This window comes from Streptococcus sp. 27098_8_12, assembly GCF_041432115.1.
Classification (GTDB): Bacteria; Bacillota; Bacilli; order Lactobacillales; family Streptococcaceae; genus Streptococcus; species Streptococcus parasanguinis_V.
Genome location: NZ_JAPVZA010000008.1, coordinates 72,915 through 95,811, shown reverse-complemented (window position 1 = coordinate 95,811; position 22,897 = coordinate 72,915). Strand labels below are relative to the sequence as shown.

The following is a 22,897-nucleotide window of genomic DNA, read 5'->3' as shown; positions in this document are numbered from 1 at the left end:
TCACTAGCAGAGGATTTTCTTATTCATTTAAAAAGAGTTCTGAATTTTTTAAAACCAGTTCACGTACAGAAGCGTATTTTTTTAAGGATTTGAGTTCTTCTGGGTGGGTGATAAAGGTAATCACATAGCCATCACGCCCCATTCGTCCTGTTCGACCAGCACGGTGGGTATAGGTCTCCACATCACGGGGAATATCGTAGTTAATCACACACTCAAGATGTTCAATATCGATTCCACGAGCGACCAAATCGGTGGCAAGCAGGAGGGTTAGCTGATGGTCTTTGAAGCGTTCCAGAATGACCTTGCGGTATTTGACATTGACATCGCTGGCGAGCGACACGGCCTCAACACCACGGTATTGTAGTTTTTCTTCAGCACTACCCAGATCAGATAGACTGTTGAAAAAAGCCAGACCACGAAAATCTTCGACGTAGGCGAGTTTGCGGAGCAATTCGACCTTGTCCCGCTTATCCACTTGCATATAAAAATGTTGGATATTGTCCAAAGAAACTCCATCAACCGTCATGCGAAGAGTATTTTCTTCTAGTTGATTTGGATCGACCTTGGCTGTGGCGCTCATGTAGATATATTGGTGGTCGCGGGGAGCATAGTGGCTGATCTTGTCGACGAAGTGGTACTGAGAATCACTTAGTAATTGGTCGAATTCATCTAAAATGATGGTTTCTACATTCATCATTTTGATCTTTTTCAGCTTGATCAGTTCAAAGATCCGACCAGGCGTCCCAACCAAGATTTCGGGTCCTTTTTTGAGGCGTTCGATTTGCCGTTTTTGACTGGATCCTGAAAGGAAGAGTTGTGTCTGGAGCCCGAGAGGCTCTGCCCATTGTTTGGTGACATCAAAAATTTGTCCTGCTAATTCTGTATTAGGAGCCAAAATCAAGAGTTGTTGGGCCTTCTTGGGTTTGAGTTTGAGCAAGCTCGGAAAGAGGTAGGCGAGTGTCTTACCAGTGCCGGTAGGACTGATCCCGAGGACATTTTCTCCTTCATAGATAGGGGAGAGGATCTGTTCCTGAATTTCAGTGAATGCATCAAATCCGAGTGTTTCTAACTGGTCTTTCCAGCTTTGTGGAAATTGTTCTTTCATTCTTTTTCATCCTTAAATTGTATTCCAGCGCTTTGACGCATCTGGTAGAGGGTTTCATGGACCTGCTCAGCTGTTTGTAACCACTCAAGATAAGCAGACGGCTTTTGATGAGCGATGGCAAGGGCAAAGGCTTCTGCCTCTTCTTGCATTTGGTGTGGGCAGGGCTGGATCGGAAGGTCGATGACTTCCCCAGAATGGCTGATGAAGCTGGCCTGGTTGATGGCTGCTACAGCATTGAGAGTTAGCGTTCCAGTCTTGGTGTAGATTTCAGCAGGTAAATGGCTGGTGATATTTTTCCCTGCCTGAATGGCAACCTGAAAATCTGGATAAATCAAGACACCTTGGCCATAGAGATCAACCGAATTGGGTAATTGCTGAGCGGTGTAGTGGCTTGAGATTGGAGTTCCAAAGAAGCCAATGGCCAGGTAGAGGCAGTAGACTCCCAGATCCATCAAAGCTCCACCTGCATAGACATCTGAGAAAATATTGGGCATCTCACCTGCAAGAAGGGCTGGCAATTTGGAAGAATATTTGGCAAAGGTGAAGTTGGCGCCCAGTATTTCCTGATTAGAGAGGAAGTCTTTAACTACTTGAAATGCTGCTTCTTGGTAATTTCTGGCAGCTTCAAAGAGATAGACCTGGTGCTCCTTAGCGAGCTTGACCAGTTCCTTCCATTCAGAAGGCTTGGTCACAGCCGGTTTTTCAATGATGACATGCTTCTTGGCCAGAATAGCAAGCTTGGCCTGAGCGAAATGAAGAGAATTGGGGCTAGCAATGTAAATCACATCCAGCTCACTGTCTAAGAAGTCGATGAAATCCGTGTAGCAAGAGACCGCCCCATAAGGCTCACAAAACTCTTGAGCTGTCTTCATCTTTCTCGAATACACAGCATGCAAGTGATAGTGGCCTGTCTGATGAGCAGCTGTAATAAATTCATGTGAAATCCAACTCGTACCAATAATTCCCAGCTTTAACATAAGGTGTCCTTCCGTAATCGATTCACTCTATTATACCATGAAAAGGGGGAGGGGACAGTATAAAGTAGAAAATATGCACTGATTATTGTATAATGAAGTGATATGCTTAGAAGGGAAAACAATAGGATTGAGAAATTCAGAATTACTGATCATTATTCCTGCTTATAATGAGAGTGGAAATATTGAAAAAACAATCAAGATGATTGAAGAACATACACCTGAATTTGATTATGTCATTATCAATGATTGTTCTACAGATCATACACTTGAAATTTGTCGCAATAACAACTTTAACGTTATCGATTTACCGATTAATTTAGGAATTGGTGGTGCTGTCCAGACTGGTTATCAATATGCAGTTAAAAATGGCTATCAATATGCTGTTCAAGTGGATGGAGATGGTCAGCATAATCCTGAATTTATCAGAAAGATGCTTCAAGTCCTTCAAGAGAAGAATGTGAACATGGTGATTGGCTCTCGTTTCATTGAAAATCAAGGTTTCCAATCCTCCTTCGCGCGACGGATTGGAATTTCATTTTTTGAAAAATTAATTAAGATTTTAACCGGTCAAAAGGTAACAGATCCAACCTCAGGATTGCGGGTGGCTGATCGAAAAGTGATTGAAGAATTTGCTAAACAATATCCAAGTGATTATCCAGAACCAGAGACGATTGTGTCCCTCTTAACCTCAGGCTATTCCGTTGCAGAAGTACCCGTATTAATGAACGAGCGAGAACACGGAGAATCATCGATTACATTCAGTAAGTCTGTTTACTATATGATCAAAGTGACAATGGCAATGCTATTGGCTAGAATTGGTGGAGGATATAAGAAATAACATGTTAAATATTTGGTTAACCCTTATTGTAATTATTTTTATCGTTTATATTCTACGCCTAGTTGCAAAGAAAGTCGTTGAACTGAGAAATGTCATTTCTTGGCTCATTCTTTGTTTGCTATCGTTGCCAGTCATTTGGTTTCCTAATTTGATTGGACAGGTATCAAAAATGTTAGGAATTCAAGTTCCAAGCAATCTAATCTTTTTCTTAGGCTTCTGTTTACTTGTCTATTTAAACTTCTCTTTGACTCGGATTACCTCAAAACAATCCGTTCAAATTCGACAATTGTCTCAGAAAATTGCATTACAGGTAAAAGAGCATGAAGAATAATCAACCTGTTTCAACGGAGAAGGTGTATTTTTGGAATCTGTTAGGGAACTTGGCATTTGCTGGATCATCTGTACTATTTACATTGATCGTTACACGCATGACCTCGCCAATGGAAGCAGATTCCTTTAGTCTTGCCTATGGGATTGCTGCGATTCTAGTAGTAGTGGGCATGTTTCAAGTTCGAAGCTACCAAGGGACAGATGTTCTCTTTAGACACTCCTTTACCAGTTACAGTATTGCCAGATGTCTCTCTCTCCTACTCATGATGGCGATCTTTTTTCCTTACCTATTTGTTTCAGGAATTGACCTACATGAGAGTTCAAAAATTGCGATTATTGGCTTATACGTTCTATTTCGTATGTGTGAGGCAATTTCAGATCTTTTCCAAGGATTGTTTCAACGTCACGAACGATTAGATATCGCTGGCAAATCAATGACCATTCGGTATTCTTTCAGCACGATTCTTTTGTTGGCATTTTTGCTTATTACAAAGTCATTAACACAATCATTGCTTTACTTAGTTGTTTTAAACTTTATCTTTGTATTTTGTTATGATTATGTAAAATCAAAAGAATTTGAAACAATTGATTTCTCAGTAAAAGATCTCAAAAGAGACCTATTTGATGCGATCACTATTTTAAAGAATTGTATTCCTCTCTTTATCAGTGGATTTTTACTAGCTTATATTTTCAATGAGCCTAGAATCGCGATTGACTCTGAAATTAGATTGGGACACTTTATTGCAGGGACACAACGGGACTTTAATATTTTGTTTATGCCTGTGTTTTTTATGAGTCTCTTTATTTTAATTCTTAGACCCTTAACAACGCAATTAGCGATCTTATGGAAGAATAAAGAATTGAAAAAATTTGATGCCATCATTGCGAAGATGTTTGTCATTGTTTTGGGTGTCGGCTTGGTATTAACTGTGCTAGCTTATTTGATCGGGACGCCGATATTAAGTCTTGTTTTTGGTTTACCTTTAAACCAGCATAGTACTACCCTAGCCATCCTTGTTTTTTCTGGAATTCTGTATTCTATTGGGATTGTTTTTGGGGATGTCATGACGGTTATTCGAAGACAAACGTATCTATTACCTGTGTATTTATTCATGTTTATAGCTTCCAAATTGACAAATAATGATTTGGTACAAAAAATGGGACTTCTAGGTGCATCTTTAAGCTTTTTCATTGTGATGTCCGTTTATTTTAGTGGAAGTTTACTTGCTTATTTTATTGCAAGCAAAATAGAAAGGAAGGGCTATGCTCGTTAATCAACAACATACTTGGGTGATTTGTGCTTATGGAGAAAGTGAGTACTTAGAAGCTTGTATTCAATCCTTGAAGAAACAAACTCTCCAATCACAGATTATCTGTTATAGTTCAACACCGATGGATTCGATCAAGGAACTTTGTCAGCGTTATGCTATTCCATTTTACACCAAGCAAGGTGGAGGAATTGGGAAAGATTGGAACAATGCCATGTCTTTCGTAGAGACGAAATATGCTACCATCGCTCATCAGGATGATTATTATGAGCCGGAATATGCTGAGAAAGTTTTGTCTAAGATGGAAAAGCATTCGGATGTGTTAATTGGCTATTCTGATTATTTTGAAGAAAAAGACGGTCATAAAATTCCTGCGAATACAAATCTGAAGATCAAAACCTTGATGTTAAAAACTATGAATCTTTTTCCTGCTAGTCACTTTTGGCGAAACCGTGTGATGGCTTTTGGAAATCCTATTTGTTGTCCAGCTGTTACCTATAATCGTGAAAATTTGAAGAATTTCTATTTTGATGAAGGGATGAGAGTGAGTTTGGATTGGTACGCATGGTATAAGATCAGCGAGTATAAAGGTCGCTTTGCTTATGTATCTGACAAGCTCATGTGCCACCGTATCCATGGAGAGTCTGAAACATCAAAAACGATTGCAGACAATACGCGTAGTAAAGAAGATCTATACATGTATGAACTCTTCTGGCCTAAATGGATGGCCAAGTTATTGATGAGACAATATGTGAAGAGTCAAAATTCGAATAAGTAGGAGAAACTGATGGGATATTTTGTTGATAGTTATGAGCGAAATAAAAAGTATTTAGTAGCTTTCGCAGTTTTGGCCTTTTGTATTGCAGTGATTTATACAAAGCGCTTAGTAGATTTTCCTAAAATTGGTGTAGCGTTATTTGTTGTATTGGCTTTTTTCATTTTTCTTTTACCGAAGAAGAATGTTGGGACCTTCCTTGCGATGCTCATTGGTGGTCTGTCCTTTGCTTTTATTACACCCGTTTTGAATACGCCAGATGAACAAGTTCACCTTTCAAGAACGATTCATATTGTGGAAGGCAACGTCAATATGGGAAATAAAAACATCCATATTACGGAAGATTACTTTGATGTTTATAAGAATTTCAAAAAACCATTTACCAAATCTTCTTTATTTGAAGAAGGGCAGACGACCAAACAAGTGAAGTTTGGGAAAGAAACGGATTACAGGGCAACCAACTCATATTGGTTTATTGGTTATATCCCTCAGGCTCTTGGATTTGGGATTGGAAAATTTTTGAATTTGAGTGTAGGAGTCTCCTATTATCTTGGTCGAATTTTTAATGTCATTGCTTACTGTATTTTAGCTCTTATTGCTATTAAATTAAGTGGGAAAGCGAAGCAGTTGATGACAATGGTAGCGATGTTTCCAATGAATCTGGTTCTAGCTGCTTCTTATAATCAAGATAGTGTAGCCTTAGGTTTAACCTACATCATTATTGGATTGTTTTTGAACTATGTGACGGATGATGAAAAAGTAGTTAAAATAAAGGATTTATTGCTTTATGCTTTCCTTTGCGTGATCCTTGTAACAATGAAGCTTCCTTATGTCTTGCTTGTAGGATTATTGCTATTTATACCGAAAAAGAAAACGCAATGCAAAAACTACTATCTCATTTCTCTCGCTTTGATTGCTGCAGTCTTTGTCTTTACGATTTTTTGGTATGTTCTTACCCAGCAAGTTCGAATTGAGAACTTTAAACTAGATGGAGCGGATGTGAAGTCTCAGGTGATTAGTATCATTTCGAAACCTCATTGGTATCTTCCAGTGATTTTGAAGGAGATGCTATTATCAGTAAGTCATTTGAATCAACTCTATACATTTGGTTGGTTAGATTTGTCGATGTCAGAAGTCCTTATTCCAATTTATGCTCTTTATAGCTTGATTACTTTTTCAAATTTTGGGAAGATCAAACTTCCAAAAGTATCAGTAGTAGGAGCAAGTTTAGTTTCTTTCGCAATTATTGGTTTAATTTCTTTGACCTTGTATCTGACCTGGACACCAGTTGGAAATTTTGAAGTTTTAGGAGTTCAAGGCCGATATTATTTGGGTGTTGTTGCTCTTTGTCTACCAGTTATTTGTAGTTTATTTAAGCAAAGAGTTCCAGATGAACAAAAGTTCTCTGATCATTTTGTAGTACAAAGTAGTCTCATTATTTTATCTCTAACATTACTACAAACCATCTCTGTTTTATATTCTGCAGTTTAATTAAAAGACTAAAATAAGTTATTACTAGGGGAAACCCTAGTTTTTTGTTACAATAGAAAGTGAATAAGTCAAGGAGTAAGAGATGACCATATCAGTTGTAGTCCCATGTTTTAACGAAGAAGAATCAATTCCATTGTTTTATCGAGAGATGGAACGTGTTCGGATGAAGATGGGAGAAAAGTTTGAATATATTTTTATAAATGATGGCTCTTCAGATGGTACACTATCTGTTCTTCGAAAGCTACATGTTACAGATTCAAGTGTGCACTACCTTTCTTTTTCTCGAAATTTCGGGAAAGAGGCGGCGCTGTATGCTGGACTTGAGCGTACTAGTGGTGAATATGTGACAGTTATGGATGTAGATTTGCAGGACCCACCGGAGTTATTGATCGAAATGAAGCAGAGGTTGGAGGAACAGCCGGATTTAGACTGTGTCGGAACGAGACGCGTAACCCGTGATGGGGAACCACCGATTCGCTCTTTCTTTGCACGGATGTTTTATAAATTGATCAATCATATTAGCCAAGTGGAAATGGTTGACGGGGCGCGTGATTTCCGTTTGATGCGCCGTCCCATGGTCGATGCTATCATGGAGTTATCGGAGTACAATCGTTTCTCAAAAGGGATTTTTGCATGGGTAGGATTTGAGACAGAATACCTCGAATATAAAAATGTCGAGCGCGTGGCAGGAGAGACGTCATGGAATTTTTGGTCCCTCTTTAAGTATTCGATTGAAGGGATTGTCAATTTCTCGGATGCACCATTAAACATTGCCTTTATTGGTGGACTGTTATCTTGGATTTTGGCCTTTATCATGATGATTTTGATTGTAATCCGCACCTTGGTCTTTGGGGATCCTACTTCAGGTTGGCCATCCCTCATGACAGTGATTCTTTTCCTGGGAGGGTTCCAATTATTGACCATCGGGATTTTAGGGAAATATATTGGTAAGATCTTCATGGAAACCAAGAAACGTCCAATCTATGTTATCAAAGAGAAAAGTGAAGAATGAAGAATATCCTAAGTATGAGTCTTGCTGCTAAGCAAAAGATAGACAGATTTTACGAGGGAGTTGATCGGCTCCTCGATAAAATCAATCAGTTGGATATGGTAAAAGTGATCCGCAGTCATATTGACCGGCTTATAGATGTTTTCAACCAAATCAGTAATAAGTTGGTCTACCTATTACTAACTTCCTATGCGCTCATTTTTACATTTGTATCCTTCAATCTGATCAATTTTCAAAGTCGCTCATATGACTATGTCTTTCATTTATCCCGCATTGTCGGCTTAGCAGAGTCCATTGAGCATTGGGATTTACTCCCCAATCTGAATTTTTTATTTGCATTCGGTACGGGATATGCTTCTCCTATGTTTTATGGAAATTGGCAGTTTTATCCGTCAGCCATCGTTTATATGATGACCAACGATGGAAATCTTGCTTATTCTATATTTGCATTTTTGATCACTCTTGGTACAAGCCTAACAAGTTATATTGTTATTTCAAAAATAGTAAAAAATAAGGTGACTGGTATAGTAGTGGCCTTGACCATTCCTTGTTATTACACCTTATTTGGTTTTGGAATGACCATGGTAGTGCCACTTGTCCCAATTCTTATTTATTCTATTTATCGAGTGCTCTACTTAAACAAAAAGAACCCTCTCTATTTAGGGATTGTAGTAGCGCTTTTAATTCAAACCCATATTTTATCAACGATCATATTAGCAATTTTTTCTGCGGTATTTTTATGTTTAAATTATAAAAGGATCACACTGGAAAAGATTATCTCTTTTGTATTTTCTATCTTGTTTGCCTTATGTTTATCGGCAGGATACATTTTTCAATATCTGGAACAGGTTTCATCACAAAAATTTTTCTTCACATGGACAGCGAGAAATTTTCCTGTCAATGTGAAAGATACCTTTTTGGTTCCTTTTCCATTTCAAGCAGATCGATATGGTTTTTATAAACCTTTCACACCATTAGAGTGGCCGATCCATCAATTCGTACGAGATGGCCTATTCTATGCGAGTATGATGGTGATCTTATTTTATCGCCGTCTAGGGAGTTTAAGTAAAACCATATTTTGGACTTGTTGGATCTTATATTTTTCTGCAACGAGTCTTCTGCCTTGGAATTCCGTATTGAAATACACTTTTTTAGGGAGTATGCAGTATTCAGGGCGTCTATTGTTTTTCATTCCCCTCTTGTTCCTATTCTTTCTTGCTGTAACAAATAGAAATGGATTTTTCTCTATTGTCTTATGCATCTTGAGTTTAACTTTCTATTTCAATCATGTTGTCCCTCAATTTGATACCTCTTCAAAAAACTATAAACAGATGCGGGATGATAATAAAAAGAATGAAAAATTACTGAAATCAGTATATAGAGGGGACAAATCAAAATATATTGATCCTGTAGGTGATGAATATTATAATCTTGATATCAATAACCAAGATATACGCTTACCACAATTTACAGAATTTCAAACAGCTAAGGATGTAAAAATATCAACTATTAAAAAGAGATACAATCTTTTAGAATTCGATATAGAGGTTCCTGATGATAAAAAAGAAACAACTATTTCTATACCAATGATATGGTACAAAGGATATCGCGCAGAATATTCTAAGGGTGCAGAAGGTTCTCAACCTGTGTTGAAACAGCGTGCTTTTACCGAATCAGAATTAAAAGAAAATAAAAAAGATCGGAAACCAACTGTCTCAGAAAAGGTTTTAAATAACGGAAAAATTTATTTATCTATTCGAAATTCTGGCCATGTCAAAGTTTCTTATCACAAGACATTTATACAGAATCTTGGTTTCATGATAGAATGGATCTCTTGGATACTGGTATTCTTTATTTTTAAGCAGAAGTATTCAAAAAATAAGGAGCAATTCCCATCTTAAAAAGCAGAAAACTTCTGCTTTTTTTGCTATAATGATAGGGAAAAAGCATTTGAAAGGAATTTAACATGATTTTAATTACAGGTGCAAATGGTCAACTTGGAACGGAGCTTCGCCATTTGTTAGATGAACGAAATGAAGAATATGTAGCTGTTGATGTAGCTGAAATGGACATCACAAATGCAGAGAAAGTAGACGAGGTATTTGAGGAAGTAAAACCAACCTTGGTATATCACTGTGCTGCCTATACAGCTGTTGATGCGGCAGAAGAAGAAGGAAAAGAGTTGGACTATGCCATCAATGTGACTGGTACGGAAAATGTAGCAAAGGCATCTGAAAAGCATGGTGCAACCTTGGTCTATATCTCAACCGACTACGTTTTTGACGGTAAAAAACCAGTTGGACAAGAATGGGAAGTAGACGATCAACCAGATCCTCAAACTGAGTACGGTCGTACCAAACGTATGGGAGAAGAATTGGTTGAGAAACATGTTTCCAATTTCTATATCATCCGTACAGCTTGGGTCTTCGGGAACTACGGTAAGAACTTTGTCTTCACCATGCAAAACCTTGCCAAGACTCACAAAACACTTACGGTCGTTAATGATCAACATGGTCGTCCAACCTGGACACGTACTCTTGCAGAGTTTATGACTTATTTGGCTGAAAACCGTAAGGAATATGGTTATTACCACTTGTCAAATGATGCGAAAGAAGATACAACTTGGTATGACTTTGCAGTTGAAATCCTCAAAGATACGGATGTAGAAGTGAAACCAGTGGATTCTAGCCAATTCCCAGCTAAAGCGAAACGTCCACTGAACTCAACAATGAGTTTGGCAAAAGCGAAAGCTACAGGATTCGTTATTCCAACTTGGCAAGATGCCTTGAAAGAATTTTATAAACAAGAAGTGAAATAAGAGAAATTTGAAGCGGCCCTTGAGGGTCGCTTTTCTGTTTGGATTAGGCAAAAAGCCTAGAAAATGGTATAATTGAATAGACTGTAAATGATTTGAAAGGGAACTCTATGCAACATGTTTTTATTATCGGAAGTCGTGGGCTTCCGGCTCAATATGGCGGTTTTGAGACTTTTGTGGACCAATTGGTTTCGTATCAAGTGTCTCCAGATATCCAGTACCATGTTGCCTGCCTTTCTAATGATCAAGCTTTTCAACATTTTGACTACAAGGGTGTCGATTGTTTTACCATTAAAGCCCCTAAGCTTGGGCCTGCGCGTGTCATCGCCTATGATATGATGGCCATCAACTATGCCTTGAAGCTTATTAAGAAACAAGGAATTGAACAGCCGATTTTTTACGTCTTGGGCAATACAATCGGAGCCTTTGTGGCGCCTTTTGCGCGCAAGATCCATAAGATAGGCGGACGATTTTATATCAATCCAGATGGACTGGAGTGGAAGCGGGCCAAGTGGGCCAAGCCGATCCAAGCCTATCTCAAGTATTCTGAAAAGATCATGACGCGCCATGCTGACTTGGTGATTTCTGACAACCCGGGTATTGAGTCTTATATCAAGGAAGCCTATCCTTGGTCCAAGACGACCTATATTGCCTATGGGACGGACTTGTCTCCAACCAGCCTAAGTAGTCAGGATAATAAGGTCCGAGAATTCTATCACAAGTGGCAGACTCAGGAGAAAAACTATTACCTAATTTTGGGCCGTTTTGTCCCAGAAAATAATTACGAGACCGCCATTCGTGAATTTATGGCCTCTTCCACCAAAAGGGATTTGGTGATCATTTGTAACCAGGAAGGCAATCCTTATTTTGAGGAGCTCCGAGATTGTACTGGATTTGATCAGGATCCACGCGTCAAGTTTGTAGGAACGGTCTATGACCAAGACCTGTTGAAGTATATCCGTAAAGAAGCCTTTGCCTATATCCATGGTCATGAAGTGGGCGGAACCAATCCGGGTCTCTTAGAGGCTCTTGCTCACACGGATCTGAATTTAGTTTTAGGAGTCTCCTTTAACCAAACGGTTGCAAAGGACACAGCTCACTATTGGACTAAAGAAACTGGAAATTTGGCGCATTTGATTGATCAGGTCGATCCTTTAGAAGATGTATCTGAATGGGGTCAACGTGCCAAGGCCAATATGAAGCAAAACTTTACCTGGGAAAAAATTGTAGGTGAGTACGAGGAATTATTCTTATCATGAAAGTAAATATCTTGTTGTCCACCTATAATGGTGAACAGTATCTAAAAGAGCAGGTCAAAAGTATCCAAGACCAGACTTATCAAGACTGGCAACTCTTGATCCGAGATGATGGGTCGACAGATGGTACGGTGAAGATTATTCAAGAGTTGGTGGCCCAGGATGAGCGCATTCGTTTTATCAATCAAGGAGCTATCGAAAATCTCGGTGTTATCAAGAGCTTCCATGCGCTTCTGAAATACGAGAAAGCAGATCTTTATTGCTTCAGTGACCAAGATGATGTCTGGCTTCCTGAAAAAATTGCTCTTCAAGTAGCAGAAGCGGCCAAGCACCCTCAAGAAATGCCTTTGCTGGTCTACACCGATTTAAAAGTAGTCGATGAAAACTTGAATGTTCAGCATGAGAGTATGATTCGCACCCAGTCTGATCATGCCAATACAGAATTGATTCAAGAGTTGACGGAAAATACGGTAACTGGCGGTGTAGCCATGATTAACCACGCGCTGGCTGACTTATGGACGGGTCAAGAAAAACATGCACTTCTTATGCATGATTGGTATTTGGCCTTGTTGGCAACTGCATTTGGGAAGCTCATCTATATCGATCGGCCAACAGAATTGTACCGTCAGCACAGTAGCAATGTTCTGGGGGCTCGTACCCTTAGAAAACGGGTTAAAAATTGGGTTCGCCCTCATATTCTTTTTGCTAAATATTGGAATCTCATTGAGTCCAGTCAAGAACAAGCAAAAAATCTATTGGATCTGCCTGTCAGTTCCCAAACTAAAGAAATCATTGAAAACTTTGTCACCATTATGGATGTTTCACTAAAAGAACGTTTGAGACGGATTCGTCAGTACGGTTACCGGAAGAACCGGGCTTTTCATACGGTTGTGTTTACCAGCTTGATTCTGACAAAGTTTGCATATCGAGGTAAAAAATAATGTTTGACGTTTTTAGTCAGAAAAATCGAATTTTATTAAGAGAATTAATCAAAACAGACTTTAAATTACGTTACCAAGGATCAGCAATCGGTTATCTTTGGTCGATTTTAAAGCCCCTGATGACCTTTACGATCATGTATATTGTCTTCATCCGATTCTTACGCTTGGGTGGAGATGTGCCCCATTTCCCAGTTGCCCTCTTGTTGGCCAATGTAATCTGGGGCTTCTTCTCAGAAGCCACATCTATGGGGATGGTGTCGATCGTTAGTCGAGGCGACCTATTGCGGAAGTTGAATTTCTCCAAACATATCATCGTCTTGTCTGCGATTTCAGGAGCAGCCATCAACTTTGTCATTAACCTGGTTGTTGTCTTAATTTTTTCATTCTTTAATGGGGTGACATTCTCTTGGACAGCTTTGATGGTGATTCCGTTGTTCTTTGAGTTGTTCTTGATGGCGACAGGATGTGCATTGATCTTAGCGACATTTTTTGTTCGTTTCCGTGACCTAGGTCAAGTCTGGGAAGTACTCCTGCAAGCCGGCCTGTATGCGACGCCAATTATCTATCCGATTACCTTTATTGCAGACCGCAATCCATGGGCTGCTAAGTTGGTCATGATGAATCCTTTGGCTCAAATTATTCAAGATATGCGTTATTTCTTGATTGATAAGGCCAATACCCCTGTCTGGCTTTTGGTGGAAAATAAGTTCTTGGTTTTGATTCCTTATGTTTTACCAATTCTTATTTTTGTTGCTGGCTTTGCTTACTTTAACAAACATGCTAAGAAATTTGCGGAGATTCTCTAATGATAGATAAACAAATTGCAGTAAAAGTAGACCATGTCAGCAAGTACTTTAAGTTGCCAACAGAGGCGACCAATAGTCTTCGAACTGCCCTGGTCAATCGCTTCAAAGGAATCAAAGGCTATAAAGAACAACATGTGCTTAAGGATATTTCTTTTGAAGTAGAAAAAGGAGACTTTTTCGGGATCCTCGGAAGAAATGGTTCTGGAAAATCGACTCTCTTGAAAATTATTTCTGAAATCTATGTGCCAGAAAAAGGCACCGTCACCATCGATGGGAAACTGGTGTCCTTTATTGAGCTTGGAGTGGGCTTTAACCCAGAACTGACAGGTCGAGAAAATGTCTATATGAATGGAGCTATGCTGGGTTTCTCGACAGCTGAAATTGATGCCATGTATGATGATATCGTAGACTTTGCTGAGTTGCATGAATTCATGAACCAAAAGCTTAAGAACTACTCATCAGGCATGCAGGTTCGTCTAGCCTTTTCGGTTGCCATTAAGGCCCAAGGCGATATCTTGATTTTGGACGAGGTCCTTGCAGTAGGAGATGAGGCCTTCCAGCGCAAGTGTAACGATTACTTCCAAGAACGCAAGAAATCAGGGAAAACCACGATTCTCGTTACCCATGATATGGGAGCCGTCAAGAAATATTGTAACAAGGCTGTTTTGATTGAAAATGGATTGGTGAAGGCCATTGGTGATCCTTTTGACGTTTCTGATCAATATAGTTTTGACAACTTGGAATCGAATTCACATCATCATGGAGATGAAGATGAGGGCTTGGTCACAACGGAAGTTGAAGATTTTACAGCTAGATTGCTTTCTCCTAAGAAAGTAACTCCTGATGATGAGGTGGTGATTGAGTTTTCATTTAATCTATTAGATGAGTCTGTTAATCCTCATATAGCCTTTTCATTTGTTGATATTTCTACTGGGAATGGACTGTATAACGATAATTCCATGGATGTTCCATTATCTGGTGTCGGACCTAAAAAAATCACTTATAAATGTAAGTTGCCGTACTTTAATCATGTGAAGTTAAGACTAGTAGCATTTTTAAGAGATGAAAATCAAGAAAACTTAGCAATATTGTCAACAACGAACCCTCCAGTCTTTTCAATAGATCGGGTAGTCGATCGAACAAATCGTTCGGAGTTGGATTCTTCGACTGGTTTGTTGATCCGTCAAGGCAAGTGGGAATAATTTCTTTGGTGTAGGCTATGAAAATTTTATTTGTATCTCCTGTTGGAGCCATGTTTAGTGGAGCAGAAGTATCAATCGTGAACCTAATGAAATTGTTGGTTCAGCAAGGTCACGAAGTTTATAATGTGATACCGGATAATGCCCCACACATTGATAAAGACTATCTCCGTCATATGGATACAACTGGAATTAAATTATTTCAGTTAAAAAACAATCAGTGGTGGTGGCCTGAATCTAAGACGCTGAACATTTCAGAGTTAGAAATCCAAACTTCTCAACAAAAGAATATTGAGGAAGTAAGAGAAATTATCCGGAATGAACAGATCGAATTGGTCATTTCGAATACAGTCAATGTTTTTCAGGGGGCCATTGCAGCTGCATGTGAACAGGTCAGACATTTTTATATTATTCATGAATTTCCTTTTGGCGAGTTCGGTTATTATAAGGACCTGATTCCCTTAATTGATGATTTGTCTGATAAAATTTTTGTAGTAGAAGGGGAATTGTACCACACTCTAACGAATTATTTTACGACTGACAAATTGATTCCGTTTATTCCCTATACAGAAGTTCAAGAACGTCCTCTTAAGAATTCTACTATTTCTCGTTTTGTATCCATCGGTGGGATTAACGAACGAAAAAATCAGCTTGAGTTGCTTGCAGCCTATAATCACTTAAATCGGAAGGAGATCGAACTGGTCTTCATCGGAGGATGGGATGAGCAGTACAAAAAGTTGATGGATGACTATATTCAAACGCATCATCTAGATCGTGTGACTTTTGTTGGTTTTCACTCGGATCCATGGTCCTTGGTGACAGATAAAGATATCCTCGTCTTGCCTGCTAAATTAGAAACATTTTCTTTAGTATTTGTGGAATCAGTCCTCAATGGAGTTCCGGCAATCATTTCCGATAATTTAGGTCATTTGTCTTCCAGTAAATTTTTAGAATCTGGGAATTTATATCCACTAGGAGATAGAGATCTACTAAGTCAACAAATGGCTACAGTGATTGAGAATTTTGATAGCTATAAAGAAAAACAATTACTGGATCAAGAACTCGCTCGAAAGAAATATAATCTCGAGTCCATCTATGCTGTTTTTAAAGATAACATTGAAGTAGAAACGCCAATTGGTAACCAAAAGCTTTCCTCTAAGTATGCTCGATTTTTGGGCATGAAATTCAATAATCGTGATCTCGAAGTAATTGGTAAATCTCAGGTGGTGATTTCAGCTTCACACGATGGACTTCACTCAGCCTACCATGAAATATCAAAAGAGAGGATGGAAAATAAGGGCTCTATTATCTTCCAGCTTGAAAAGGAAAAGAGTCTAAAAATATTACTTTCAGAATTTCCGGGATCCTATAAAAAATTGTCATTGATTGCATTGGAGGATCAAAGAGAAATTCCTCTTGTAACTTCAAACGGAATTGATTTCGAGGATGTTTTGGTTTTCTTTAATACCCATCCACATATTCTTTTTGATCTTTCGAATAGTTCAGGTAATCAATTTCAATTCTCCTATGAAAAAGAAAGTGACGAAGAATTTAGCAGACACCTATTCAACTTACATGAGAATCATAAAAAATTATCTCATGAATACAATTCCATCATCCATTCACGTCGTTGGACCATTCCAACAAAGATCTTGAAATTCTTTAGAATAAGGAAATAATATGCAACGTTTACTTTTATATGTTCACTACAATAAGTTTAATTTTATTAGTGGACATGTACTTTACCAATTAGAAAAGATTCGCCCCTTGTATTCACGGGTGGTCTTTATCTCCAATAGTCAGCTGCCAGAAGATGTGAAGTCTAATTTAGTAGCACAGCATCTGGTAGAAGATATTCTAGAGCGCCAAAATAGTGGCTTTGACTTTGCGGCTTGGCGGGATGGAATGAAGACAGTCGGCTTTGACCAACTGGCTCATTTTGATTCGGTTACCCTCATGAATGATACCTGCTTTGGACCTCTTTGGGATCTAGAACCAATCTATCAGCGGTTTGAAAATGATAGTGAAGTGGATTTCTGGGGAATGACCAATTACCGGAAAGACAAGGATTTTAACGAGCATATTCAGAGTTATTATCTTAGTTTTAAAAAACAGGTGCTGACATCAAGTGCCTTCCATGAATTTTGGCAAGGTGTTCAGGACTTCACCAATGTTCAAGATGTGATTGATAACTATGAAACCAAGGTCACAACGAATTTCTTGGATGCTGGTTTTCGCTATAAGACGGTCTTTGATACCATTCATGAAGATACCACAGGGATGCTCTATCCAGACTTTTCTTACTACAATCCTACAGCGATTCTCAATCATAAGGTTCCTTTCATCAAAGTCAAAACCATTGCAAACAATGAAGGGATTATGCCTTATATTTTCGACGAGTTGGAGCGTGTATCGAACTACCCATTAGACTTGATTCTCAACCACATGTCTATGATTGATCGTCCGGACTATCCTTATCTCTTGTCTCGTAAGTACTTGAAAAACCAGGAATTAGCTGGAGACTTCGGTAAAAAAGTTGCGGTTCATCTTCATGTCTTTTATGTGGACCTCTTGGAAGAATTTTTAGATGCTTTCCAAGCCTTTCATTTCGCTTATGACTTATGGATCACGACAGATGTAGAAGAGAAGAAGCAGGATATTGAACAAATTCTTTCTAATCGGGCACAAGATGCGACGGTTGTGGTGACTGGAAACATTGGACGGGATGTATTACCAATGTTGCTCTTAAAAGAGCAACTCTCTCAATATGATTATGTTGGTCATTTCCATACCAAGAAATCCAAAGAAGCAGATTTCTGGGCGGGTGAATCTTGGCGAAAAGAATTGATCGAGATGTTGGTCAAGCCGGCTGATCAAATCCTGGCCAATATGGAGGCTAATCCAAAAGTCGGAATCACTATCACAGATATTCCAACTTTCTTCCGTTACAATCGAATAGTGGTTGCCTGGAATGAGGCTCTTATTTCACCAGAGATGAACAAGCTCTGGGAAAGGATGGGAGCGACCAAGACGATTGACTTCAAGAATCTCAATACCTTTGTCATGAGTTATGGGACCTTTGTTTGGTTTAAATATGATGCTTTGAAACCACTCTTTGATTTGAATTTGACAGCAGCAGATGTTCCAGCTGAACCTCTACCTCAAAATTCGATATTGCATGCGATCGAACGTTTGTTGATCTACATTGCTTGGGATCAAAAATATGACTTTAGGATCTCTCAAAATCCTCATGTCCTGACACCATTTATTGATAATAAGCAATTGAACAATCGTGAAGATCTCCAACCGCATACCTTTGTGGACTTTAATCAAATTGGGGGGATCAAAGGAGCCTTGAAGTATATCGTAATCGGTCCTGCAAGAGCTGTGAAATATATACTAAAAAGAATGATAAAGAAAGTGAAATAATGAAACGGAAAAAAGAGTTTAATTTTAAAGAATTTATCCTCTTAGCATTATCGAAAGTCTCAAGAACTCAGTGGTATTATGGGGTTACTTTCGTTCTATTTTCTTTTTTTAATTTTTACCTAGCTCAGAATAATCTTGCAGTTCATAACAAAGCAACAGGAACTGTCCTACAATATGTTAATTTTTTAGGAATTCTATTTGGAATTAGTTTCTTGCTATTAATTCCAATATTATCCCAGTTCAATTTTAAAAAATGGTTTCCTCTTAAACTGATTGTCAGTTATTTGGTCTACAATACCCTTTCTTATTTGACAGAAATCACGATTTATTTGAATAATCCAAAATACAAGGTTTGGAATTTTGATCAGAATCCATTCTTTAGAACGGATTCCTTCCTTGTCATTTTCCTTCTGTTTGCTTCTACAGGTGGTTTGGTTCTATTGCGACAGCATTATGATAAGCTACCAAGTCGGAAAAAAGGAGGAGAAGAGATTGGCGAGAACTATCAGTATCTGGTCTTGTCGCAACTCTTGATCACCTTTATCGTAACAGACAAAAATTTTTCGACCCTGATTTACAGGACAGATAATTTTTTGTATAAGGCCTTTGAAATTGGCAAATACTCAGCTCAGCAATTTTGGTTAACAAATGAATTCTTATACATTCTCTTTCCATTGATTTCCTTACTTGGCTTCTTATATACAAAGGGACAACGAGATTTCGTCAAGAACAAACCGAGTTTCTCTTTAGTGTTCTTCTCTAGTACCACTATTGCAATTGTATTGAATTATTTTATCCAATTCAGTTTAGGTCGAACAGAACCCTTCTTAGGCGTTCATTACACGATTCCAGATGCCATCTTATTTCAAATTCTCATTCTGACAGCGATACTTATCTTTGTTTACATTTGTATCAATCAATATTGGATTGCTACCTGTCTCATTTCCATTGTTTCCATTGCTTTTGTAGTTGCAAATTCCATCAAGTTTGGCATGAGGAATGAACCAGTTTTACCGAGTGATTTAACTTGGTTAACCAAGCCAATGACGCTTTTGAGCTTTATGGACAAAGCGCAAATATTTTACATCTTTTTATTGGTGGTCTTTCTGGTTTGTCTACTGATTGTCGGGAAAAAGTACCTCTTTAAAGGAAGAATTATTTCTTCATGGAAAATACAAATCGGAGCTATTGCAGTGATGCTCTTATGCTTTAAGAGTGTCAATGGGATATTCAGTGATAAAGAAAACGGGAAGATCAAGGATAATGTACCAATTATTAGCACCCTGAACAATTACCAAGATATTAATTGGCTAGGGAATACGACCAATGCTCGTTACAAAGGATTGTCTTATGTTTGGATGAATCAATTGACGACGGAGGTTGTTCCAAAACCGGATGGTTATTCCAAAGAACGTCTTGAGAAAATAGCCCAAAAATATACCAACTTGTCTAATGCGATCAATAAGGAGAGAAGTAACTACTTAAACGATCAAACGGTCATTTATATTCTGAGTGAAAGTTTTTCTGATCCTAGAAAAGTCGAGGGAGTTGAGCTTACGCAAAATCCGATTCCCAATATTGAGAACATCATGAAGACCCACACGAGTGGGCAAATGCAATCGGATGGATATGGTGGCGGAACTGCAAATATGGAGTTCCAGACTCTTACAGGTTTACCATTCTATAATTTATCACAAACTGTATCTGTCTTGTATACGGAAGTTCTTCCTAAGATCCATGATGTGCCGTCTATCAGTAATGCATACTCAAAAAAGAATAAGATTGCTGTTCACTTGGCAGGTAAATCGAATTATTCTCGGGATATCGTGTATTCGAGATTGGATTTCAAAGATTTTATTACGACGGATACAAAGGGAATCAAGTACAGAAAAGAAGGAATTAGTCCGAGTGATGAATCCACCTATAATATTGTGTTGGATAATTTAAACGATAAAAACGGACAATTCTTTTCTGTGATGACCATGCAAAATCATACTCCATGGTTAGAAGCAAATCCAGAAACCTTGGATGCAAAAGGTAAAGGTTTTAGTGATGAAGAAAATTCAAAACTGACTTTCTACAGTCGTTTACTTTCACAAACTGACACCGCCACCCAATCCTTCCTAGAAAGTCTTTCTAAAATAGATAAGAAGATTACAGTGGTATTCTATGGGGATCACTTGCCAGGTCTTTATCCTGAGTCCGCCTTTAAGAATAATCCGGAGAGTCAGTATCAGACAGACTACTTCATTTGGAGTAATTTTGATGCACCGAAATTGAACTATCCTTTGGTCAATTCAAGTGATTTCTCTGCTATGGTCTTTGAACAGACCAATTCAAAAGTTTCGCCTTACTATGCTTTGTTGACAGAAGTGCTGAAAAAAGCAAGTGTCGATAAAAAGGCTCTAGAAGGAGAAGCACAAGAAATTGCAGAGGATTTGAAAATGGTTGAATACGACTTGATTAGTGGGAAAGGTTACCTTTCTAAAGACTTCTTTAAAGTTCCAACTAATAAATCCAATTAAAAGGAGAGCAAGCAGGTAAAAATCTTTGTGATTTTGGCTGTCTGGCTCCCTTTTTTTTGTTTTTTATGCTAAACTATTAGATGGGGGTACGCTCATGATTAAGATATTTGGAAAGGTCCATTATCATTGGCAACCGGACTTATCTATTCTTGTGACTTATTGGTCCATTGCAGTGATTCCGGTCTTTATTGGACTGGCCTTGATGTATGAGAGCTCTAGTGTGCCAACGCTAGTTTTGTTTTCGTTCTTTTTATTTATGGCCTTGCTCGCGATTGGGGTCCATCGTTACTTCACGATCTATGAGGATGGGATCTTACGGATTATTACAGCCAATCCTTTTACTCCAATCAAGGTGCAGATTGACTCGATCGAAAAGGTCGAAGTTAATAAGAAATCGATCAAGCTCATATTTAATGATGGATCGCGCAGTCGAACATTCTGTATGCGTAAATGGCCGAAAAAATACTTTATCAATGCACTTGCCTTAAATCCTTATTTTAAGGGAGAAGTAATCCTGACGGACAATTTCATCCATGTGGATTACTACGAGATGTATTATGCAAACAAATAAAAAGCCCTCTTAATCTTTTAAGAGAGCATGAGTGGGGCATTCTTTGATAGCCTCGAGAACATCGTTTGTGACAGGAACTTCCTTTTCAAGGAGGTCGTCCTCTTCAGAAGCAAATTTAACGATGCCATTGTCATGGTAATCAAATAATTCAGAATAGGTCTGACAGAGACCGCAAGCGATGCAACGATCTGGAATTAACGTAACTTTCATACTTCTATTGTAATGATTTTTACGAGAAAAAACAAGGAGGAAGTCATGGCAAAAGAACCATGGGAAGAAGATATTTACGATGATGGAGAAGAAACATTGAAAAGAACGAGTAAGTTAAACGGAATCAAGGCAGACCGTCTATTGACGATTTTAGCCATTATTTTCTTTGTAGTAGTAGTGGCGATGGTCTGCTTGTTGATTTTCCTTTCAACAGGTGGCAGCAACAAATCAAAACAAATGTCTGGTTTCTACAATGGAGAGACTAAGGTTGAACAGAAATCATCAGCCCCTGCAGCACAAACTGACCAAGCGGCTAAAGACGATAGTTCAAAAGATGAGAACTCTGAAGAAGGTACGATCACTGTTCAAGCAGGTGAAGGGGAAGCAGCGATTGCTGCGCGTGCTGGTATTTCCATTGCCCAATTGGAACAGTTAAATCCTTCTCATATGTCTACAGGATCATGGTATGCGAATCCTGGTGATGTCGTTAAGATTCAGTAGGAGTTGAGGACAGCATGAAACAAATTCAAATTGCCATTGATGGACCGGCTTCTAGTGGAAAATCCACAGTCGCAAAGATCATTGCCAAGGATCTAGACTATACGTATCTAGACACGGGAGCTATGTATCGTGCAGCGACTTACCTAGCTTTGCAAAATAATCTGACAGCTGAACAGGTTGATGACCTCTTAGCCCTTTTAGATCAGTATCCAATTAGTTTCGGTCGTTCAGAAGAAGGAGAGCAGCTTGTCTTTGTAGCAGACGTGGATATTACCCACCCAATTCGCGATAACCAAGTGACCAACAATGTTTCATGGGTTGCAGCGCTTGCGCCAGTCCGTGAAAAACTTGTCGCTCTACAGCAAGAAATTGCAGCAGAGGGGGGCATCGTTATGGATGGACGCGATATTGGGACGGTCGTCCTTCCACATGCAGAGTTGAAGATCTTTTTGGTTGCTTCGGTTGAGGAGCGGGCAGAACGTCGTTATAAGGAGAATGTTGAAAAGGGCATCACAGCGGATCTTGAATTGTTGAAAAAAGAAATCGCTGAGCGGGACTATAAGGACAGCCACCGTGCCGTTTCTCCTTTGAAACCTGCAGCTGATGCCATTCATTTTGACACAACGGGTGTTGGAATTGCAGATGTTGTTGCCTTTATTGAAGAAAAAGCAAAAAAACTTCTTGACAAAGAATAAAAAACTTGATATCATATAAAAGTTGAGAAAAGCAGAAGTGAGAACTTCTCGCCTTGTGACGCAAGTTGCCTGGCCCCTACGGATCAAGTTTCAGAAATGAAATACATCATGTAGTTCGGGCCTGTTTTGCAGGTCCGTTCTTTGTTTTTCTCGAAT

At 38.7% G+C, this 22,897-nt stretch carries 21 protein-coding genes and 1 other annotated feature; of the genes, 18 read left to right on the top strand and 3 right to left on the bottom strand.

Features of this window, described 5'->3' with window-relative positions; translation table 11 throughout:
- Nucleotides 1-19: 19 nt before the first annotated feature.
- Entirely contained in the window at nucleotides 20-1,105 is a 1,086-nt protein-coding gene (locus tag O3629_RS04740; RefSeq protein ID WP_371608792.1) for a DEAD/DEAH box helicase, read from the bottom strand.
- Nucleotides 1,102-2,082: a Gfo/Idh/MocA family protein gene (locus O3629_RS04735; protein ID WP_371608791.1), complete on the bottom strand. Its 981-nt coding sequence runs from the start codon at nucleotides 2,080-2,082 to the stop codon at nucleotides 1,102-1,104. The genes O3629_RS04740 and O3629_RS04735 overlap by 4 nt, the downstream gene beginning before the upstream one ends.
- A 127-nt stretch (nucleotides 2,083-2,209) precedes the next feature.
- On the opposite strand from O3629_RS04735, the gene O3629_RS04730 reads away from it, so the two are divergent.
- The 16 genes from O3629_RS04730 to O3629_RS04655 all read left to right on the top strand — a co-directional run bounded on the left by O3629_RS04730 (nucleotide 2,210) and on the right by O3629_RS04655 (nucleotide 21,335).
- On the top strand, nucleotides 2,210-2,920 hold the full coding sequence (locus O3629_RS04730) for a glycosyltransferase family 2 protein (protein ID WP_049472007.1): 711 nt from the start codon (nucleotides 2,210-2,212) through the stop codon (nucleotides 2,918-2,920).
- Nucleotide 2,921: 1 nt separating this feature from the next.
- Nucleotides 2,922-3,251 (top strand): DUF2304 domain-containing protein, encoded by a 330-nt coding sequence (locus O3629_RS04725; RefSeq protein ID WP_031574209.1) that lies wholly within the window; start codon nucleotides 2,922-2,924, stop codon nucleotides 3,249-3,251.
- Nucleotides 3,241-4,524 (top strand): lipopolysaccharide biosynthesis protein, encoded by a 1,284-nt coding sequence (locus O3629_RS04720; protein WP_118398503.1) that lies wholly within the window; start codon nucleotides 3,241-3,243, stop codon nucleotides 4,522-4,524. The genes O3629_RS04725 and O3629_RS04720 overlap by 11 nt, the downstream gene beginning before the upstream one ends.
- On the top strand, nucleotides 4,514-5,296 hold the full coding sequence (locus O3629_RS04715; protein WP_118398506.1) for a glycosyltransferase family 2 protein: 783 nt from the start codon (nucleotides 4,514-4,516) through the stop codon (nucleotides 5,294-5,296). Before O3629_RS04720 ends, O3629_RS04715 begins: the two co-directional genes overlap by 11 nt.
- Nucleotides 5,297-5,305: 9 nt before the next feature.
- Nucleotides 5,306-6,784, top strand: coding sequence for a DUF2142 domain-containing protein (locus O3629_RS04710; RefSeq protein WP_118398509.1), 1,479 nt, complete (start codon nucleotides 5,306-5,308; stop codon nucleotides 6,782-6,784).
- An 82-nt stretch (nucleotides 6,785-6,866) separates the two neighbouring features.
- Nucleotides 6,867-7,796, top strand: coding sequence for a glycosyltransferase family 2 protein (locus tag O3629_RS04705; RefSeq protein WP_125826272.1), 930 nt, complete (start codon nucleotides 6,867-6,869; stop codon nucleotides 7,794-7,796).
- Nucleotides 7,793-9,694, top strand: coding sequence for a hypothetical protein (locus tag O3629_RS04700; RefSeq protein ID WP_118398515.1), 1,902 nt, complete (start codon nucleotides 7,793-7,795; stop codon nucleotides 9,692-9,694). Before O3629_RS04705 ends, O3629_RS04700 begins: the two co-directional genes overlap by 4 nt.
- A gap of 65 nt (nucleotides 9,695-9,759) precedes the next feature.
- Nucleotides 9,760-10,611 (top strand): dTDP-4-dehydrorhamnose reductase, encoded by an 852-nt coding sequence (gene rfbD, locus O3629_RS04695; protein WP_061590794.1) that lies wholly within the window; start codon nucleotides 9,760-9,762, stop codon nucleotides 10,609-10,611.
- Between the two features lie 107 nt (nucleotides 10,612-10,718).
- Entirely contained in the window at nucleotides 10,719-11,867 is a 1,149-nt protein-coding gene (cps2T, locus tag O3629_RS04690) for a beta 1-4 rhamnosyltransferase Cps2T (protein WP_061590795.1), read from the top strand.
- The gene (locus O3629_RS04685; RefSeq protein ID WP_155125106.1) at nucleotides 11,864-12,805 is read left to right on the top strand and encodes a glycosyltransferase family 2 protein; all 942 of its coding nucleotides are present in this window, start codon (nucleotides 11,864-11,866) and stop codon (nucleotides 12,803-12,805) included. Before cps2T ends, O3629_RS04685 begins: the two co-directional genes overlap by 4 nt.
- Nucleotides 12,805-13,611: an ABC transporter permease gene (locus O3629_RS04680; protein WP_003003247.1), complete on the top strand. Its 807-nt coding sequence runs from the start codon at nucleotides 12,805-12,807 to the stop codon at nucleotides 13,609-13,611. The genes O3629_RS04685 and O3629_RS04680 overlap by 1 nt, the downstream gene beginning before the upstream one ends.
- Nucleotides 13,611-14,813 (top strand): ABC transporter ATP-binding protein, encoded by a 1,203-nt coding sequence (locus tag O3629_RS04675; protein WP_155125105.1) that lies wholly within the window; start codon nucleotides 13,611-13,613, stop codon nucleotides 14,811-14,813. The genes O3629_RS04680 and O3629_RS04675 overlap by 1 nt, the downstream gene beginning before the upstream one ends.
- A gap of 17 nt (nucleotides 14,814-14,830) precedes the next feature.
- A complete protein-coding gene (locus tag O3629_RS04670) occupies nucleotides 14,831-16,489 on the top strand; it encodes a glycosyltransferase family 4 protein (RefSeq protein WP_371608790.1) in 1,659 nt (552 codons plus the stop codon).
- Nucleotide 16,490: 1 nt separating this feature from the next.
- Nucleotides 16,491-18,239 carry a rhamnan synthesis F family protein gene (locus tag O3629_RS04665; protein ID WP_371608789.1) on the top strand — a complete coding sequence of 583 codons (1,749 nt, stop codon included), beginning with the start codon at nucleotides 16,491-16,493 and terminating at the stop codon, nucleotides 18,237-18,239.
- The gene (locus O3629_RS04660) at nucleotides 18,239-20,764 is read left to right on the top strand and encodes an LTA synthase family protein (protein WP_125826279.1); all 2,526 of its coding nucleotides are present in this window, start codon (nucleotides 18,239-18,241) and stop codon (nucleotides 20,762-20,764) included. The genes O3629_RS04665 and O3629_RS04660 overlap by 1 nt, the downstream gene beginning before the upstream one ends.
- A gap of 94 nt (nucleotides 20,765-20,858) precedes the next feature.
- Nucleotides 20,859-21,335 (top strand): EbsA family protein, encoded by a 477-nt coding sequence (locus O3629_RS04655; RefSeq protein ID WP_049522867.1) that lies wholly within the window; start codon nucleotides 20,859-20,861, stop codon nucleotides 21,333-21,335.
- Nucleotides 21,336-21,344: 9 nt separating this feature from the next.
- Here the strand turns inward: O3629_RS04655 and O3629_RS04650 are convergent, their stop codons facing one another.
- Nucleotides 21,345-21,545, bottom strand: coding sequence for a ferredoxin (locus tag O3629_RS04650; RefSeq protein WP_031574174.1), 201 nt, complete (start codon nucleotides 21,543-21,545; stop codon nucleotides 21,345-21,347).
- A 45-nt stretch (nucleotides 21,546-21,590) separates the two neighbouring features.
- Between O3629_RS04650 and O3629_RS04645 the strand changes: the two genes are divergently transcribed.
- Together O3629_RS04645 and cmk are read left to right on the top strand one after the other, a co-directional pair.
- Nucleotides 21,591-22,046, top strand: a complete 456-nt coding sequence (locus O3629_RS04645; protein WP_003006692.1) for an SAG1386/EF1546 family surface-associated protein — start codon at nucleotides 21,591-21,593, stop codon at nucleotides 22,044-22,046.
- 14 nt (nucleotides 22,047-22,060) lie between these two features.
- A complete protein-coding gene (gene cmk, locus O3629_RS04640; protein ID WP_031574170.1) occupies nucleotides 22,061-22,741 on the top strand; it encodes a (d)CMP kinase in 681 nt (226 codons plus the stop codon).
- A 23-nt stretch (nucleotides 22,742-22,764) separates the two neighbouring features.
- Nucleotides 22,765-22,893: a sequence feature (ribosomal protein L20 leader region), on the top strand.
- The last annotated feature ends 4 nt before the right edge of the window (nucleotides 22,894-22,897 follow it).

Coding starts and splice junctions, on each gene's coding strand:
- O3629_RS04735 (WP_371608791.1), bottom strand. CDS start 2,082: ATGTTAAAGCTGGGAATTATTGGTACGAGTTGGATTTCACATGAATTT.
- cmk (WP_031574170.1), top strand. CDS start 22,061: ATGAAACAAATTCAAATTGCCATTGATGGACCGGCTTCTAGTGGAAAA.
- O3629_RS04670 (WP_371608790.1), top strand. CDS start 14,831: ATGAAAATTTTATTTGTATCTCCTGTTGGAGCCATGTTTAGTGGAGCA.
- O3629_RS04645 (WP_003006692.1), top strand. CDS start 21,591: ATGGCAAAAGAACCATGGGAAGAAGATATTTACGATGATGGAGAAGAA.
- O3629_RS04665 (WP_371608789.1), top strand. CDS start 16,491: ATGCAACGTTTACTTTTATATGTTCACTACAATAAGTTTAATTTTATT.
- O3629_RS04685 (WP_155125106.1), top strand. CDS start 11,864: ATGAAAGTAAATATCTTGTTGTCCACCTATAATGGTGAACAGTATCTA.
- O3629_RS04720 (WP_118398503.1), top strand. CDS start 3,241: ATGAAGAATAATCAACCTGTTTCAACGGAGAAGGTGTATTTTTGGAAT.
- O3629_RS04715 (WP_118398506.1), top strand. CDS start 4,514: ATGCTCGTTAATCAACAACATACTTGGGTGATTTGTGCTTATGGAGAA.
- O3629_RS04680 (WP_003003247.1), top strand. CDS start 12,805: ATGTTTGACGTTTTTAGTCAGAAAAATCGAATTTTATTAAGAGAATTA.
- O3629_RS04700 (WP_118398515.1), top strand. CDS start 7,793: ATGAAGAATATCCTAAGTATGAGTCTTGCTGCTAAGCAAAAGATAGAC.
- O3629_RS04655 (WP_049522867.1), top strand. CDS start 20,859: ATGATTAAGATATTTGGAAAGGTCCATTATCATTGGCAACCGGACTTA.
- O3629_RS04740 (WP_371608792.1), bottom strand. CDS start 1,105: ATGAAAGAACAATTTCCACAAAGCTGGAAAGACCAGTTAGAAACACTC.
- O3629_RS04710 (WP_118398509.1), top strand. CDS start 5,306: ATGGGATATTTTGTTGATAGTTATGAGCGAAATAAAAAGTATTTAGTA.
- O3629_RS04650 (WP_031574174.1), bottom strand. CDS start 21,545: ATGAAAGTTACGTTAATTCCAGATCGTTGCATCGCTTGCGGTCTCTGT.
- O3629_RS04675 (WP_155125105.1), top strand. CDS start 13,611: ATGATAGATAAACAAATTGCAGTAAAAGTAGACCATGTCAGCAAGTAC.
- O3629_RS04660 (WP_125826279.1), top strand. CDS start 18,239: ATGAAACGGAAAAAAGAGTTTAATTTTAAAGAATTTATCCTCTTAGCA.
- O3629_RS04705 (WP_125826272.1), top strand. CDS start 6,867: ATGACCATATCAGTTGTAGTCCCATGTTTTAACGAAGAAGAATCAATT.
- cps2T (WP_061590795.1), top strand. CDS start 10,719: ATGCAACATGTTTTTATTATCGGAAGTCGTGGGCTTCCGGCTCAATAT.
- O3629_RS04725 (WP_031574209.1), top strand. CDS start 2,922: ATGTTAAATATTTGGTTAACCCTTATTGTAATTATTTTTATCGTTTAT.
- rfbD (WP_061590794.1), top strand. CDS start 9,760: ATGATTTTAATTACAGGTGCAAATGGTCAACTTGGAACGGAGCTTCGC.